Below are 2,087 nucleotides of genomic sequence, written 5' to 3'. Positions count from 1 at the left end.
GGTGTCGCGCACTTCGCGTACGACGACGAGGAGACCTGCATCGCGGAGGTCCGCTACCTCCTGTCGATGCTGCCCTCCAACAACCGCGAGAACCCGCCCCGCTACGAGAGCACCGATCCCGCGGACCGCCGTTCGGAGGCGTTACTCACGCTGGTGCCCGTCGACGGCAACCGTCCGTACGACATGCTCACCGTCATCGAGGAGATCGTCGACGAGGGCGACTACCTGGAGGTCCACGAGCGCTGGGCCCGCAACATCGTCTGCGCCCTCGCCCGGCTCGACGGCCAGGTCGTCGGCATCGTCGCCAACCAGCCGCAGACGCTGGCCGGCGTGCTCGACATCGAGGCCTCCGAGAAGGCCGCCCGCTTCGTACAGGTGTGTGACGCCTTCAACATTCCGATCGTCACGCTGCTGGACGTCCCCGGCTTCCTGCCTGGTGTCGGTCAGGAGCACGGTGGGATCATCCGCCACGGAGCCAAGCTGCTGTACGCCTACTGCAACGCCACGGTGCCCAGGATCTCGCTGATCCTGCGCAAGGCGTACGGCGGCGCCTACATCGTCATGGACTCCCAGTCCATCGGCGCCGACCTGACCTACGCGTGGCCGACCAACGAGATCGCGGTCATGGGCGCCGAGGGGGCCGCCAACGTCATCTTCCGCCGGCAGATCGCGGAGGCCGACGATCCCGAGGTGATGCGGGCCCGCATGGTCAAGGAGTACAAGGCCGAGCTGATGCACCCGTACTACGCGGCCGAGCGCGGCCTCGTGGACGACGTCATCGACCCCACGGAGACCCGCGAGGTGCTGATCAGCGCACTCGCGATGCTCCGCACGAAGCACGCCGACCTGCCGTCCCGCAAGCACGGCAACCCGCCGATGTGACCCGGCCGGCGGGCGCGGGGCGCCCGGCGCGCCCGATCCCCTGGGCCCGGCACAGGGCACCAGGCCGCCGTAACCCTGGAAAGGCACTGATCGCACCATGACCGCCCAGCCCAACGGAGTGACCCCGCCGCTGCCGCCGACCGAGACCGACCGGACGCTGCACTTCGCGGGTCCGGCCACGTTCGGCCGCATCCCCCGCCTCGACCAGGTGGAGAAGGCGGACATCGCCGTGGTCGGGGTCCCGTTCGACGGGGGAGTCACATACCGCCCCGGAGCCCGCTTCGGCGGCAACGCCATCCGCGAGGCCTCCCGCACCCTGCGCCCCTACAACCCGGCGCAGGACGTCTACCCCTTCCACTACAGCCAGGTGGCGGACGCCGGCGACATCAGCGCCAGTCCTTTCGACACGGATGAGGCGGTGGAGACGATCGAGGCCGCCGCCGACGATCTGCTCGCCGGCGGCTCCCGGCTGATGACGCTGGGCGGCGACCACACCATCGCGCTGCCGTTGCTGCGTTCCGTGGCCAAGAAGCACGGGCCGGTGGCGGTTCTGCACTTCGATGCGCACCTGGACACCTGGGACGACTACTTCGGCCAGCAGTACACCCACGGGATGCCCTTCCGCCGGGCCGTGGAGGAGGGCGTCATCGACACCTCGGCCCTCTGTCACGTCGGCACCCGCGGCCCGATCTACGGCAAGAAGGACCTCGACGAGGACGCCAAGCTGGGCTTCGGCATCGTGACCTCGGCGGACGTGATGCGGCGCGGCGTGGACGAGATCGCCCAGCAGCTGCGCGAGCGGGTCGGCGACCGCCCCCTCTACGTCTCCATCGACATCGACGTCCTGGACCCGGCGCACGCCCCCGGAACCGGCACGCCCGAGGCCGGCGGTATGACGTCCCGCGAGCTGCTGGAGATCCTGCGCGGCCTCGCCGACTGCCACCTGGTCTCCGCCGACATCGTGGAAGTCGCGCCGGCGTACGACCACGCCGGCATCACCTCGATCGCCGCGTCGCACGCCGCCTACGAGCTGATCACGATCATGTCCAAGCAGATCGCCCCGGTCCGCTGGGGCCTGGCGAAGTAGCCGCCGCGGGGGGGGGGGGGGGGGGGGGGGGGGGGGGGGGGGGGGGGGGGGGGGGGGGGGGGGGGTGAGAAAAAAAAAAAAAAAAAAAGAAAATCACCCAGCCCACCGTGCCCACGCG

The 2,087-nt window shown here is 70.2% G+C and carries 2 protein-coding genes; both read left to right on the top strand.

All coding sequences use genetic code 11. The features are described 5' to 3' along the window. The coding region (locus ACZ4Z5_RS18525) for an acyl-CoA carboxylase subunit beta (protein ID WP_468263773.1) at window positions 1–882 on the top strand (882 nt) is incomplete at its 5' end. 97 nt (window positions 883–979) lie between these two features. Beyond that, entirely contained in the window at window positions 980–1,969 is a 990-nt protein-coding gene (speB, locus tag ACZ4Z5_RS18520) for an agmatinase (protein ID WP_468263771.1), read from the top strand. Window positions 1,970–2,087 lie beyond the last annotated feature (118 nt).

This window comes from Streptomyces sp. NPDC030222 (assembly GCF_055573115.1).
Note: the sequence above shows the minus strand (reverse complement) of the source record. Positions and strands in the feature narration are given on the sequence as shown.

Coding starts and splice junctions, on each gene's coding strand:
- speB (WP_468263771.1), top strand. CDS start 980: ATGACCGCCCAGCCCAACGGAGTGACCCCGCCGCTGCCGCCGACCGAG.